This is a genomic window from Sphingomonas sp. (genome assembly GCF_003248515.1).
GTDB lineage: Bacteria > Pseudomonadota > Alphaproteobacteria > Sphingomonadales > Sphingomonadaceae > Sphingomonas_I.
On record NZ_QFOB01000017.1, the window covers coordinates 14897 to 28478 of the forward strand.

The following is a 13582-nucleotide window of genomic DNA, read 5'->3' on the forward strand; positions in this document are numbered from 1 at the left end:
CTACACCGTGTAGTGCAATCATAATTTCACGAGAGGGCGACTTTGTGGCGAGGCGCGATTGAGAGCGAGCTGTGCTTGGTTCTGGCATCGCCGACGGGTCGGCGCCGATGTTGGAGCGCATCTTTTGCCGGAGATCAACCGGCGCATCGTCGCCTCGGGAGGAGGGGGGGCGAAGGATTCTTGATGCCTGACGGCCCACGGTTGGCATCGCTAATGGGTCACACTATACGGTATAGTGTTGCCGCTGCAATCTCGCGGTATCGGAGCTGATCGAGGCGGGCGTAAACTTGGGTTTGCCGAACCTGTCCGCCGATGCGACGATGGAGACGCTTTGTCTTGCCGAACTGGTGGAGAGGCATTGCGCAGCTTGTGCGCGTGGCGATGAAGTGCAGTGATTTGCGGATATAGGATAGAGCAATGGCGAGCGATGTGGTGGAGGATATCAAGCAGCGGTCGGGCGAAGCGGAGGTGGAGCGCCCCTCGCGTACGAGGATCGAGAAACGGCGCGCGGTAATTGACAGCGCGCTCGAGGTTTTCCTGAAGGAGGGCTACGCGACGGCAAGCATGGATCGCGTCGCCGAGGTCGCAGGCGTCTCCAAGCGCACGATCTATAATCACTTCACATCGAAGGAAGATCTGTTCCTCGGCGTGATCGGATCGATGGTGGATGATGTTCTGGCACCAGTCGACCAGACTTTGTCCAGTAACAAGCCGGCGGCGCAGACGTTGCTCGATTTCGCGAGCCGCTACGCCGACGTGATGCTCGCGAACAGCAGGATCTCCCTGCACCGGCTCATCCTCGGTGAGCTCAATCGCTTCCCTTCACTGGGGGAGATCATCCATGCCAGTGGCTATGGCCGGGCCAAAACGGGCATGGCGCGCATTCTCGAGCGGCTGGTGCTACGCGAGGAACTGGCGATCGACAATCTCGACAGGGCTGCGGATTCGTTCTGGCAGCTTACGATCGCGCCTATCCAGCGAGAGTTGCTGTTTCGGTTCGAGATGCGGAAGGAGGATCTTCCGGTGACCGAGCGACTTGCGATCGGCATTGACGAGTTCCTCAAGATCTACAGTCCAGCCGCCCCCGTGAAGAAGCCTGCGGTGCGCCGGGGTAAATAGCTCCTTCCGGACGCGGTTGTTACCGGCCGGCGCGCGGCAGGGCGATCTTACTGCCGCGCAAGCCAGTCGGAAAGCTTGCCTATGCAACTTGCCCACGCACGGCTCCGCGCCTGGCGCTGTTCTTCCGAACGATGATTGTCGTGCGTGAGGGCCAGCAGCGTTCCCGGAGAGACGACACTTAGATGCATGTCGACATGGGAGACGTCGTCCGTGTCGATGTCTGGCCAACACCAGCTGATCCGCACATGCCGGCCTGGAACGAGCTTCTCAAAACAGCCGGTGACGATCCCATTGTCGGCCTCTTCGCCGATCACGGCCCGGTACGTGCCACCTTCGCGGGCTGTCATGTCTAGATCGAGTACCCGGAAATGATGGGGCGCGAGCCAGTGCCGCATTGCATCGGGATTGAGCAGCGTTTCGAAGACGGCCGAAGGAGGGGCCGCGATCAAGCGCTCTATGCGTACCGAACCATCGCCACTCATACGCGCAATTGCCCGACGACGCCGAAAAGGGCATCGATGAAAGATGCCCCCAATGCGCTGGCCCTTTCCGGGGACCAGCCACGAAGGGGATCGGGCGTACAACTGGTATCCTTGAACGGCTGTTCCAGCAGTACGGACAGACAGTCAAAGCGATCCGCCGCCCAATGCCATGCCCGGGTAACGCTGCAGGATGTCGGCTCGCCGCCGGGATAAGGCTGATGAGGTTCGTAATCGGGCGAGGTTGCGGCCCATGCGAGTTCGAACGCATGAAACAGTCTGTTCTGTCGATCCGATCCATATGGCGGCTTGAGGGGCCCCGCCAGGAAGACGCAGGGCAACTCCTCATCTCCATGGCAATCCATGAAGAAATCGACGCCGGTCGCCACCATTCGTTTCTGCACCCAATATACTTCCGGGCTGATTTCGGGGTCGGGTTCCTCCCAGCAGCGGTTCAGATCGGCGATGCCGCCATTAAGCCGCGTGAATGCGCCCCCACTGCCATCTGGGTTGATATTGGGTACCACGTGGATCACGGCCTGATCGAGCAGCGCCTTGCAAACGGAGTCCCCGGCATCGGTCAGCCGGGTCAGCAGGCCCTCCATGAAGAAGCCGCTCATCGTTTCCGACGGGTGTTGCCGCCCGATGAGCCAGCATTGTCGCTTTGCGGGGGAGGCGTCGCCCACCATCACATAATCGATATCGCTGCCCAGCAGAGTGCGGCCGAGGCTGCCGCACCGCACCATCCCGGAACGTTGCAGCGCCGCGATGAAATCGAGTTCCCGATCGATGGAATAGGGAGCCCACTGGGCGATGTAGCAGATGTCGGATTCTCGCGTGAACTCGGCGATATAGTCGGTTCCTTCGATCCGGCCCATCACCCGGATCCAGTTCTTCCGATCGTAGGAGAGCCGAGGGCCAGTGTCGCCCCATGGGCCGGCGGCCGTACCGCCCCGCCGTGCCACCAGAGCCGCGAAACCACCAGACAAAGTGACGGCGTTGACGAAGGTTATCCGGCATTGCTTGCCGCGAGCGCCCGTTATCCTGAAGTGATAATGTCCGTCGAAATCCCCTCCGGGATCCTGTTTCAGGCCGATGCGGAGATCCTCGGGCTTATCCTGCGCCAGAATCCGCGCGCTGCCCCCAGGGATATGTGCGGTGACGGAAAAGCCGGGATCGAATGTTGCGGCGATATCGGCGACACTCATGATGCCGGCCGGCGAAGCATGGTCGTTGCCACCCAGTCGATCTCGTTACCGCTTATGGCGACACCGTAGCTCAACCTTGCCTGTTCGACGGAGACATAGCCGTCCAGCACATCCTCCAGCACTTTCGCGGGCTCCCGCCGTCTTGGGTCACCATAGCCGCCACCCCCTGCGGAATGGCATATGACGCGGTCCCCGGTGGCGACCGCGGCCCGATGAGTGCCGCCGCGGACCTCCGTCGGCGTTCCCGGGAAATAGATTGCCTGATTGGGTGCGGGCGAGCATCCACCCTGCAGCGCCCATGGCGCGGACTTGGAGCGCTTGTTGATCGTGAGGAATTCGCCCGGGGCGGCAAAGCGGATCGTGCGGCTCAGGCCGAGACCACCGCGATGCTCACCCGCACCACCGGAATCGGGACGTAGCTCGAATATCTCGCAGAACATCGCGCTCTTGATCTCCATCACTTCGATCGGCGTGTTTCGCACCAGCGCGCCTGAGATATGGTTGAGTGCGTTGCCGCCGTCGTGGTCGATCGTCGCGCCCCAGCCGACCGCGTCGTTCGATCCCATTGCGAAGCGAACGCCGTCCTTCTGGCCGACCATCATGAAGCCGAACAGGTCACCACCGGAACAGGCTGCGAGCCGCTCGGGCAGTGCCTTGGCGAGCGCCTTGTAGACCAGGTCCACCGCCACGTGCGTGCCCCATTGCGTATAAGTTGCGACCGGATAGGCGGCGGAGAAGAGGCTCCCCTCCGGTGCACGAACCTCCAGTGCGCGAAACTGGCCGGCATTGGTCGGGATTGACGGGGTTGTCAGAGATTTGAGGACAAATTTGCAGATTGTCTGGGTCAATCCCGGAGGAATGTTGATTGGTCCCCGCACGGCGGGCGATGAGCCGGCAAAGTCGAAGATGACCTTGTCCTGCTCGATTGTGACGCGGACCCGGATGGGAACCGGATCGTCGGATACGGAATCGTCATCGATGATGTCCTCCGCCTCCCAGCTTCCCTGGGGCAGCAGCGCAATGGCTGCGCGCGTCGTACGTTCGCCATGCTCCAGCATCCGCGCGATCGTGTCGTCATAGGCTCGGGCACCAAACTTCCGGTGCATTTCCTGGAGCCGTCGCTCGCCGATGCGAATGGCCGCTACCTGTGCCTCGAGATCTCCCAGAACAATATCCGGTGAGCGGGAGTTGAAGCGGATGAGTTCGCGAAGCTCGGTGTTCAGAGCGCCTTGCCGATAGATTTTGGTGCCGTGGAAGATGAGCCCTTCCTGGTGCATGTCGGTGGAATCGAGCACATAGCCTGGATCCTTGGCGCCCAGATCCTTCCAGTGCGCGCGGATGCAGCAAAAGGCGATCAGCGTGGTTTGTGCTGCATCGAAGATTGGCGCGAACAGTGTGACGTCCGCAGCGTGCGCCGAATTCCAATAAGGATAGTTCATGACGACGATGTCGCCGGGGTCAAGATTATCCAACCCGATATAGTCCACGCCCTTGCGGATGGCATAATCGTTCGCACCTAGGAACATTGCCAGCCCCGGCGCGTCGGCGATCAGATCGAGATGGCGATCGTAAAGCGAGATGCCGAAGTCGAGCACTTCATAGATGGCGGTGCTGAAGGCGGTTCGAATGAGCGTTCTCCGAACTTCCTCGGCGGCGGAGAGGAAATAGCTTCGCACCACCTCCATCCGGGGAGGAACTGCGCTCATGGTTTCGCCTGCGTGACGATGATGTTTCCCATGCGATCAATCTCCGCGTGCTGGTCGGAATGGATGACGGTGGTGGAGGTCGCTTCCTCGATGATCGCAGGGCCGGCCAGCACGTGGCCCGGCCGGAGTTTCTCGCGATCGAACACATTGAAGGAAACGCGGCTCCGGAGAGCAAAGCAGAAGCCGTCCCTGGGCGTTTTCAGGGCGTCGACGAGCTTGGTGGCCGCGCGGCTATCATTTGCAAAGGGCGGCTTATCCAGATTGGCGTTCGCGCAGGCGCGCAGGGTTACGATTTGGATCGCCGCATTCGGAATGGCATGCCCGTAAATCTGGAGATGGCGCGCAATGAAGCTCTCGGCGATCGCGGCTGCATCCTGGGTAGGCGCAAAAGGCACCTCCAGCACATTTTCCTGGCCGGCATAACGGCATTGCACCAGCAGCGTGATCGAAAGGTCTGCCGGATCGAAGCCCTGACCGGCAAGCGTTTCGGTCACGCGCCGGGATACAGTCTCTGCATGGGCGTGATAACGCGGCAGCGCGGCTTCAGACAGCGTGATGATATCTGTCTGGGCGAACTCCGACACCACATCCGAGAGAAGCATGCCGCGAGCCGAAAATGCAGCCGGCAGGGTTGGAACGATAAGTTCGGCAATTTCCAGTTCGCGCATCAGCAATGGGGCGATCAGCGGCCCGGCTCCGCCAAAGGCCAGGAAGGCGAAGTCAGACGGATCCTTGCCCCGTTCGACGGTGATTTCGCGGATCGCACCAACCGTGCGCGCGACGAGAATGTCGAAAATTCCAGCCGCCGCGTCGTCGATCGAAAGGCCGAGCGGCGCCGCGACGCATCGGTCGAGCCCGGCCCGGCTGCCCTCGGCATCCAATGGCATCCGGCCGCCGAGGAAGCCGCCGGGATCCATATATCCCAGAATGATAGCGGCGTCCGTGGTCGTTGGCTCGACGCCGCCCTTGCGGAAGGCGATCGGCCCCGGATCCGCCCCGGCGCTGCGCGGACCGACCTCGAGCATGCCGTCCGTAGCGGACGCTATCGAGCCGCCGCCCGCACCGATACATCGGATATCGAAGATCGGTATCAGCAAGGGGAGACTTTCGAGCGACGCCTGTAGCGCGACGCTGGGCTGGAAATCCTCCACCACACTCGTGTCGAGACTGGTTCCCCCATAATCGAGTGTAATCACCCGCGGGCGATCGATCGCGCGGGCAAGCTCCGTCGCCCCGACGATACCGCCGGCCGGGCCGGACATCACGGTGAAGATGGGGGCCCGCATGGCGAGTTCCGCGGTGGTTGCGCCACCGCTGGACCGCATCACGAGAAACTGTCCGGTAAAGCCCAGTCGTTCGAGGCCATTCCGCAATTCGCCGATATAGCGTTTGAAGATCGGCCGGATGTAGGCGTCGAGCACAGTCGTCATGCCGCGCTCATACTCCCTATATTCCCGGCAGATTTCGGATGAAACCGAGACAGCGAGCTCGGGAAACTCGCGTCTCAGAATTTGAGCGATCGCCGCTTCGTGCGCGGGGTTCACGTAGGAATGCAGGAGCGTGACGGCCACGGCGCTCACGTCTTGTGCGGCGAGTGCGCGCGCAGCCGTGCGCACAGCATCCTCGTCCAGCGGGATGAGCTCGCATCCGCTGGCATCAAGCCGACCGGCAATGCCATGGCGATGGCGCCTCGCCACGAGCGGCGCTGGCTTCTCGTAGGCGAAATCATACATGTGCGCGGACGGGGTGTTGGCGCGCCCGATCTCCAGAACGTCGCGGAAGCCCGCATTCGTGATGAAGCCGGTGCGCGCGCCCTTGCGCTCGATGATCGCGTTGAGCGGTAGGGTGGTGCCGTGAACGAAAATGTCCGTCTGATCGAGCGGAGTGCCGAGCAGACGAACCGCCTCGATGACGCCATCGGCTGGCCGCGACGGCGTCGTCGCAGCCTTGGCGATCTTGAGAGTGCCCGAGGTGCAGTCGAGTTGAACCGCGTCGACAAATGTGCCCCCGATATCAATCGCGATCCGATAACGGGCCATCGAATACCTTCGCTTTATATGGAGGGTTGAGGGGCGCGCGTGCGCTTTCCGTCAGCGCGTGTGCTACTACACGTTGGCTATAATGATCCCGTCCGATCCTCGATCTGGATACGGTAGCCGGCACAGGCGCGAGGCGGGCAATTCCATATCGATAGATGCTGCGTGCACCGATTGTCCCACAGGACCAGCGTGCCGGGTTCCCATTCGAACCTCACCTGAAAATAGGCGTTGGCGATGTGATCGAACAGGAAGTCGAGGATCGCGCGGCTCTCCTGTGGCGAAACGCCGACGATCCGATCCGTGAAAACACTGTTCACATAGAGCGCCTTGCGACCGGTGACAGGGTGCGCCCGGATAACGGGATGGATGGCGGTAGGGTCGGGAATGGAAGGCTTGTACCGGCTGAGCCGGCCATCATGCATTGCGGAAAGGTCCGCGAGATAGGTCTGCATCGACGTCGACAGCGCATCATGGGCGGAATACATGCTGGCAAAAGCCAGCATGCCCCCCATTGGGGGAACCGTGTCCAGATAAAGGCCGCTTACGATGGGAGGCTCAGGCAGCCAGGAGGAGTCACTGTGCCATTCTTCGGACAGCACATGATCGGAGGTCGTATCAGACGAGAAGCGCCGGACCTCGGGATGTTCGGGCACGCCATATTTCGCATCGGCATCCATCGGCCCCAACCGATCGCCGAGCCGCTTGATCGTGGCGGCGTCCAGCGTCTGGTTTCGCAGGACCAGAACCAGATGCTCCTCCAGAGCGCGGATCAGATCGTCTGCACTGTGATCGATTGGTGCGGCAGGATTGAGAAGATCCACGAAGGCGCCGATGCGTGGAGTAATGGGCGTAACCGTTATGGTGGACGACGTTATCGGGGGGGGCGAATTTCGCATCGCGATGGGGACGGTGGACATGACGCTAGGCTCCGGCTGCTGCGTGCTGACCGGCAGCGACATGTCGCGCGCACAGCCAGAACATCGCCGCGCCGCCAAAATAGCTAACCAAGCTGAGCATCATCGCGCGCTCAAGGCTATTCGCGCCGCCAGCCCATCCAAATGTATCACTCATGAGCCCGACGAGGGGCGGCCCCAGCCCATAACCCATGAGATAAATGATCGCGCCGGACACGGCAGCCGCGCTCGACCGCAACTGGGGCCCGGCAAGTAGCTGGACCAGCGCGTAATATGGCGGAACAATCGCCAACTGCAGGAAAGAAACCGGAACGACCAGAAACAGGGCGGCACCGAACGACGAAGACGACAGAAAGGCGAAATTGGCAGGCACGCTCAGCAGCAGGATGATGACCAGCATATAGGCCGGCCAGCGCGGATCGAGGCGTGCCAGCCGATCCGAGATCAGCCCCGCGACCAGAGGGATCAGGATCGCCAGACATCCGTGGATGATGCCGTAGGTGCGGCCTACCTCACCGGGGCTCACATGAAATTTGCGGATGAAGAAGGCCGGACCCCATGCGGTGAATGAACTGAGCGCGATCGAACTCAGGCCGATGCCGGCACACAGCAATGCAAAGGCGGGCCGCCGAAAAAGAGTGGATATCCGGGTCGCGATCGAGCTCGATGGTGCGACGCCTACGATATGTGCGGTGGGCCGGGGCAAGGCCAAGGCGATCGCCAGTGAGATGAACAAGCCAGCGGCGCCTCCGACCAAAAAGACGCATCGCCACCCGAACGCGTCGGTCAGCCAGCCGCCCGCGAGCAGCGCGGTGGCAGCGCCGATATTGGATCCCATCACGATTACCGACAGGACGGTCGCCAGACGCTTTACTCCGAATGCATCGGCCGCGAGCGCGTTTATGCTGGGGCCACCGCCTCCCTCTCCGGCACCTACCCCGAACCGCCCCAGCGCCATCGTCGCGAAGCCGGTCGCGAGACCGCACAAGGCGGTCATCAGCGACCAGAAGCCCATAGCCCAGGCCAGCACGGCAGCCCTTCGCCCTTTATCGGCAAAGCTCGCCATGGGGATGGAGACGATCGCGAAGAGGATTGCGAAAGCGGGTCCCACAAGCAGGCCGACCTGCGTGTCCGTGAGCGCGAGCTCCCGCTTCATCGGTTCCAGGATGATCGGGAAGATCGAGCGATCGTAGGAGTTCAGGAATGACGCTGAAGACAAAAGTGCCAGCGTCATGGCCGGACGAACGAGCGGCGAGGTGTCGTCTGAGTTGCTCATGGATTCCCGGACCGCCCTCGCGCAATGGGATCGACACATCGTCGCAACAGATAATACACACTGATCAGGCCGGATCAAATGCAATAAAAATCTATTAATATCATATATTTATATTCGGGCCAATGCGAATTTCCGAGGGAATTCCTCTAAAAAAGACATTGATATTGCACTATACCGATCAGTGTAATAAATTTCGATTCGACAAGGTTTGAGTTTGACCCCGTCGGGCTGTTTCGCCAATACATGAAATATTAACATATTTATCTTCGATAATATGGAGTATTTTTCATAAAATATCGCGCAAAATAACTTATTAGTGAAGTATATTTGCATATTTGTTGGAGTAAAAATACCATTTTGCTATAAAATATGGGGCAGACATGGGGGTAAGGTTGTTCGGGTCATCCGGTTGTGCCTGCTTCGGAGCCGTGATTGTTATCGCTTCTTGCCCCGCTAGCGCCCAATTTCCTGTGGATTTACTGGGTGTGAAGTCAGATTATTCGTCTGATTCCGCCGACGATCTGATCGTCACCGGACAGAAGCGGGACGAGCCGCTCCAGAAGACGCCCATTTCCGTGAGCGTATTGTCCGAACACGATATCGAAACGCGTGGAGTCAATACCGCTCAGGATGTTGCGCGGCTGACGCCCAACTTCGTCATCGACAATCATTATCGGCCGGGCACGCAGAACATATCTTTTCGGGGATTCACCAACGTGACCGGGGGCAAGCCGCCTTTTGCGGTGGTGGTCGATGGAGTACAGGAGCCCAGCCAGGAATATCTATTGCAGCAGTTGTTCGACGTGCAGCAGATCGAGGTGCTGCGTGGGCCGCAAGGTATTCTCTACGGTGCGGGTGCGATCGCCGGAGCGATAAATATCGTCACAAAGAAGCCGACCAATGATTTCGAAGCCGAGATGAAGGTGGGGGCGTTCGAAGGCAACGACTTCACTACATCCGGTAGCATCAGCGGTCCTCTCAAGGGCGATGTCGCGATGTTTCGTGTCGCGGGCTATGTGAAGAGTTTTCGTGGCTTGATCCAGGACGTGACGACCAATGCCTATGTCGATCGGTCGACGGACTATGGCGTGCAAGGGCGACTGATCCTGCAACCGGCGGTCAACACATCGATTGATCTGCGTGTACGCTATTTCCGTCAGAATTCGGGCGGCCTTTGGCTTTTGCGAACTCCGGCGGCCCTGATCGACACCTATTCACAACTCCCGAACGGAGACATTGACGGCTTCCAGCACCGGCACGTCACGAACGTTTCCGGTACGGTGAAGCATGATTTCGGGGGCGTGACGTTCACGTCGATCTCGGGCTATCAATCGGGCAAGACGTACGGCATCGCCGACGGTGATTTCACGGCATCGCCCACGACCGCCGAGAAGATTATCTACAATGTCGATATCCTTAACCAGGAGCTTCGTCTGACTTCCAGCGACGATCACCGTTTCAGCTGGTTGATCAGCGCGTTCGGGCAGAAGCTCAGGGTGCTAGACGTCAATGCTTATGGTCCTGTCGTGTCGCCGGGAAACTACGCCTTTGCGGCGCCGATTGCATCCAATCGTTATCGAAGTGAGCTATGGGCGCTTGCTGCTGAGGCGCGCTACAAGCTGACCGATCAACTCACCGTGATTGCTGGCGGACGCTACGATCATGATGAGGAAAGCGCACGGGATCTCACGCTTAACGTGCTAAACAAGAAGGGATTTTCGGAATTCCAGCCGAAGGTTAGCCTGACTTATCAGGCAACGGACGCCCTGTTGGTATACGGGGATTATTCGCGCGGCTTTCGCTCCGGCGGCTTTAATCCCAACAGCCCTATCGGCGCGCGCCAATATACGAACGAAACTTCGGATACATTCGAGATCGGCGAAAAGTCCAGCTTTTTCAACGACCGTCTGATTCTCAATGCGGCAGCTTATTATACCCGCTACCGCAACGAGCAGTTCATCTATGCGGTGCCGCTGCCTCAGGGAAATTATTCATCCATCGCAAACATACCGCGGTCGCGAAGCTATGGCGGAGAGGTTGAGGCTCAGGCCGCCGTCACGAGGCGGCTTAGGTTCAATTCCTCTTTTGGCTATTCGCCTACGCAGATACGAGAATTCCCGGTTGCGGGCTATCCTGTAGGTGCATTCGTGAACAAATATGTTCCCCGAATCTACAAATATACGATCGGCAGTGGTGGTGAATATACGGCACCGATCAGCGATAATATGAATTTACTTGCCCGCCTGGATGTCTCGCACCGTAGCCGGGTCTTCTATAATGTCGTCAATACGGTGAAGGCAGGCCCGAAAACGTTCGTTGATGGCCGGATTCAGATCAACTCGACGGAAAGATGGTCGGCCGCTTTGGTCGGACGCAACATCTTCAACGAGCGGACCAATGCTGCCGTTGGCGGCAGCCCGTTTCTAGCGCCGGCGACCATTTCGCGCAGCTATAACGAGCCGAGGCAACTTGGTGTCGAATTTCAGTTGAAGCTTTGATGCCGGTTCGCCGCACAGGCTGGGCCTTTGGAAAGGATGTGCATGACGACCTCGCAGGCCGCGATCACGTTGCTCGGATCGAATATCGGTGCTCAGGTTTCGGGTGTCGATCTGTCGCGTGAGCTTTCCGGCGCGGAAAAAGCGTTCGTGCATCAGGCGCTGATCGATCACCATGTGCTTTTCTTCCGCGACCAGTCGCTCGAACCCGTGGATATCAAGCGCTTTGCCGAAGGCTTTGGGCCGCTGGCGCCCCATCCTCGTGGCGGACCTGACTATCCCGAGGTAATGCCGTTCCGATCGAAGCAAGAGCCTGATTTCATCCTCGGGACCGAGTGGCACACCGATGGCTCCTATTCCGAGCATCCGCCGCTGGGCAGCATGCTCTATTTCCGCGAAGCTCCCGAGGCTGGCGCCGAGCTTGCCTATGCGAACATGCACGCGGCATTCGAGGCGCTTTCGCCGCAGATGACGGTCTATCTCAAGGCTCTGACGGCCACGCACGATGTCAGTCGCAGTCGCTTTGGGTCAGACCGGCAGGTGAAGACAAGCTGGAGCCATCCGCTGATCTCATCCCACGCGGTGACGGGGCGTCCGCTGCTTTACTTCAACAGCGTTTACACGGCCCGGATTGACGGTGTTCCGACGCCGGAGAGCCGCGCGATCATCGGGTTTCTGCGCGAGCATGTCGCCAATCCGTATTTCAGCGTCAGAATCAAGGTCGAGCCGGGCAGCCTGGTCCTTTGGGACAATCGGTGTACCCAGCACCTGGCCTTATGGAACTTCGCTCCGGGCAGCCTTGCCGGACTGCGCACCCAGATCGAAAGTGTTACGCCCTGAACCGTGCCTCGGCCCTGACCTGCGCGGTCGGGGCCACGGATGGTTTCTGCGGTGGGTCGGCTGTCCGAAGCCGCCGTCTTATCCTCGCGGAGACTCGCCGCCTGGACCCCCCAATAGGTGGATGACGACATCCCAATAGGCGACTTCCTTGTAAAAGGAGTCGAGCGGAAGCCGCTCGTCGACGCCATGCGCGCGATTGTCGCCAGGGGTCTTGAGGATGCTGCCGGCGCCGTACGTGGGAATGCCACTGCGGCGATATTCGCGCCCTTCCGTGCCGCCCATCGACATTGTCGGCGTCGGCACAAAGCCGGGATAATTGGCCTGCACTCCATGCGCGAGAAGATCGAGAATGTCGGCCCGGATCGGCGATGCCGGACTCTCCACGGCTTCGCCATCCAGCGCCACCTGGACATTGCTGTCGTTGATCGCGCGGGCCAGCGTTGAACGGATCTGCTCCGCACTGTCGCCTGGCATGATCCTGCAATTGATCGTGGCAGAGGCATTTTGCGGGAGGGCATTGGGCGCATTGCCGGCCTTGGCCATGGTGCCGACACATGTCGTCCAAAGAAAACCTGCGATCTCCGGACGGCGCGCGATGATCGCGATCGACGCCCTATCCGTGGGGTCGTGGAGGATCGTCTTGAGTGCTGCTGTAACCTCTCCGGTTGTGCGATCGCTCAGACGCTCGATCATCGCGCGGTTGATCTCGTTGAACTCGACAGGAAAATGAAGCGCTTCCACCGCAACGAGCGCATGAGCAAGCTGATAAAGGGCATTGTCGGCGCGGGGAAGGGCGCTGTGTCCACCGGAATTGTGGGTCGTTAAGGTGAAGTTGGCGCTGGTCTTTTCTGCGGCCTGGAGCGTGAATTCCAGAGGGGCGCCCGCATCGTTGCGACTGCCGCCGCCCGCGTCTGCGTTAAGTGCGAAATCCAGATGGGAGAGGAATGGATGCGCCAGCATCGCCCGACTGGTCAACATCCCGGTTTCCTCATCCCCGCAGAGCGCCAGCACGATGTCGCGATCGGGCGTGTATCCTGCTCGTTTAAGCCGTTCGAACGTGGTGATCAGCAGCGCCACCGCAAATTTGTTGTCCAGACTTCCGCGACCGTAGAGATATCCGTCCTGTTCGGTTGGTTTGAACGGGTCCGTATGCCAGTTGGCGGCAACGGCATCGACGACATCCATATGAGCCAGCAGGGCGACCGGGCGCTTTGTCGCGCCGGGATGTGCGCGGAAGCGAACGAGCAGTCCTTCGGTCTTCTCACCCTCTACGGTGACGGGCACTCGAACGAGGTCTTCGTCGGCAAAGCCGGCAGCCCTCAGCCTGGCAACCAGCATTTCCGCCATTGCGGGCACCTGGCCTTGCCCCTTCGCCGTTCTGTAAGAAATCAATTGATCCAGCAGCGCTCGTGCCGGCGGCTGATCCCCGATCGGCGTCGCGGCATTGGCGGCGGCGGGCGTCAACCCGATCCAGCACCCCAGCAGGATGCCCGTCATTTTAAGCAT

General features: G+C 60.0%; 10 protein-coding genes. 3 read left to right on the top strand and 7 right to left on the bottom strand.

The window, feature by feature from the left end; all coding sequences use genetic code 11:
• Window positions 1-417: 417 nt before the first annotated feature.
• On the top strand, window positions 418-1119 hold the full coding sequence (locus DI605_RS19320; protein WP_293977065.1) for a TetR/AcrR family transcriptional regulator: 702 nt from the start codon (window positions 418-420) through the stop codon (window positions 1117-1119).
• 47 nt (window positions 1120-1166) lie between these two features.
• Here the strand turns inward: DI605_RS19320 and DI605_RS19325 are convergent, their stop codons facing one another.
• The 6 genes from DI605_RS19325 to DI605_RS19350 all read right to left on the bottom strand — a co-directional run bounded on the left by DI605_RS19325 (window position 1167) and on the right by DI605_RS19350 (window position 8741).
• On the bottom strand, window positions 1167-1601 hold the full coding sequence (locus tag DI605_RS19325; protein ID WP_293977067.1) for an SRPBCC domain-containing protein: 435 nt from the start codon (window positions 1599-1601) through the stop codon (window positions 1167-1169).
• The gene (locus DI605_RS19330) at window positions 1598-2806 is read right to left on the bottom strand and encodes a M14-type cytosolic carboxypeptidase (RefSeq protein ID WP_293977069.1); all 1209 of its coding nucleotides are present in this window, start codon (window positions 2804-2806) and stop codon (window positions 1598-1600) included. Before DI605_RS19330 ends, DI605_RS19325 begins: the two co-directional genes overlap by 4 nt.
• Window positions 2803-4512, bottom strand: coding sequence for a hydantoinase B/oxoprolinase family protein (locus DI605_RS19335; RefSeq protein ID WP_293977071.1), 1710 nt, complete (start codon window positions 4510-4512; stop codon window positions 2803-2805). The genes DI605_RS19330 and DI605_RS19335 overlap by 4 nt, the downstream gene beginning before the upstream one ends.
• On the bottom strand, window positions 4509-6551 hold the full coding sequence (locus tag DI605_RS19340; RefSeq protein ID WP_293977073.1) for a hydantoinase/oxoprolinase family protein: 2043 nt from the start codon (window positions 6549-6551) through the stop codon (window positions 4509-4511). Before DI605_RS19340 ends, DI605_RS19335 begins: the two co-directional genes overlap by 4 nt.
• A gap of 77 nt (window positions 6552-6628) precedes the next feature.
• A complete protein-coding gene (locus tag DI605_RS19345) occupies window positions 6629-7468 on the bottom strand; it encodes a TauD/TfdA dioxygenase family protein (protein ID WP_367120077.1) in 840 nt (279 codons plus the stop codon).
• A gap of 4 nt (window positions 7469-7472) precedes the next feature.
• Window positions 7473-8741, bottom strand: a complete 1269-nt coding sequence (locus DI605_RS19350; RefSeq protein ID WP_293977075.1) for an MFS transporter — start codon at window positions 8739-8741, stop codon at window positions 7473-7475.
• Between the two features lie 485 nt (window positions 8742-9226).
• On the opposite strand from DI605_RS19350, the gene DI605_RS19355 reads away from it, so the two are divergent.
• Together DI605_RS19355 and DI605_RS19360 are read left to right on the top strand one after the other, a co-directional pair.
• Window positions 9227-11239, top strand: a complete 2013-nt coding sequence (locus DI605_RS19355; RefSeq protein ID WP_293977077.1) for a TonB-dependent receptor — start codon at window positions 9227-9229, stop codon at window positions 11237-11239.
• A 42-nt stretch (window positions 11240-11281) separates the two neighbouring features.
• On the top strand, window positions 11282-12076 hold the full coding sequence (locus tag DI605_RS19360) for a TauD/TfdA family dioxygenase (protein ID WP_293977079.1): 795 nt from the start codon (window positions 11282-11284) through the stop codon (window positions 12074-12076).
• Window positions 12077-12154: 78 nt separating this feature from the next.
• Here the strand turns inward: DI605_RS19360 and DI605_RS19365 are convergent, their stop codons facing one another.
• Window positions 12155-13573 carry a M20/M25/M40 family metallo-hydrolase gene (locus DI605_RS19365; protein WP_293977081.1) on the bottom strand — a complete coding sequence of 473 codons (1419 nt, stop codon included), beginning with the start codon at window positions 13571-13573 and terminating at the stop codon, window positions 12155-12157.
• Window positions 13574-13582 lie beyond the last annotated feature (9 nt).

Bases quoted from the DNA above. Each gene is read 5' to 3' on its own strand.
- DI605_RS19320 (WP_293977065.1), top strand. From the start codon at position 418: ATGGCGAGCGATGTGGTGGAGGATATCAAGCAGCGGTCGGGCGAAGCG.
- DI605_RS19325 (WP_293977067.1), bottom strand. From the start codon at position 1,601: ATGAGTGGCGATGGTTCGGTACGCATAGAGCGCTTGATCGCGGCCCCT.
- DI605_RS19330 (WP_293977069.1), bottom strand. From the start codon at position 2,806: ATGAGTGTCGCCGATATCGCCGCAACATTCGATCCCGGCTTTTCCGTC.
- DI605_RS19335 (WP_293977071.1), bottom strand. From the start codon at position 4,512: ATGAGCGCAGTTCCTCCCCGGATGGAGGTGGTGCGAAGCTATTTCCTC.
- DI605_RS19340 (WP_293977073.1), bottom strand. From the start codon at position 6,551: ATGGCCCGTTATCGGATCGCGATTGATATCGGGGGCACATTTGTCGAC.
- DI605_RS19345 (WP_367120077.1), bottom strand. From the start codon at position 7,468: ATGTCCACCGTCCCCATCGCGATGCGAAATTCGCCCCCCCCGATAACG.
- DI605_RS19350 (WP_293977075.1), bottom strand. From the start codon at position 8,741: ATGAGCAACTCAGACGACACCTCGCCGCTCGTTCGTCCGGCCATGACG.
- DI605_RS19360 (WP_293977079.1), top strand. From the start codon at position 11,282: ATGACGACCTCGCAGGCCGCGATCACGTTGCTCGGATCGAATATCGGT.
- DI605_RS19365 (WP_293977081.1), bottom strand. From the start codon at position 13,573: ATGACGGGCATCCTGCTGGGGTGCTGGATCGGGTTGACGCCCGCCGCC.